Origin of the sequence: Vibrio sp. S12_S33, from assembly GCF_963889785.1 — a bacterium.
GTDB lineage: Bacteria > Pseudomonadota > Gammaproteobacteria > Enterobacterales > Vibrionaceae > Vibrio > Vibrio aestuarianus.
This window is the reverse complement of sequence record NZ_CAWPQZ010000443.1, coordinates 1-237: the sequence shown is the minus strand read 5'-3', so window position 1 is coordinate 237 and position 237 is coordinate 1. Positions and strand designations below refer to the sequence as shown.

1 protein-coding gene is annotated in these 237 nt (G+C 56.5%); it reads left to right on the top strand.

Annotated elements, in window-relative coordinates:
* Window positions 1–237 (top strand): hypothetical protein (locus tag AACW06_RS20680; RefSeq protein ID WP_192076427.1); only part of this gene is annotated, 237 nt, incomplete at both ends.

Below are 237 nucleotides of genomic sequence, written 5' to 3'. Positions count from 1 at the left end.
CAAGCTTGACAGCGGAAGGTAATTACAGCATCACCAGCAGCATTACGGATGCCGCTGGCAACAGCAGTGGTGAGAGTGCGCCAGTGACGTTTGATTTTGACGCCACCGCACCAACTGCGGCGCCAACGCTTACTATCGCGGATGCAGCGGACGGCAGCGTGAGCGTGGCAGAGAACAATGACGGCGTTGAAACGGTGGTAAGTATTCCAACGGGTGTGGAAGTGGGTGATACGGTGA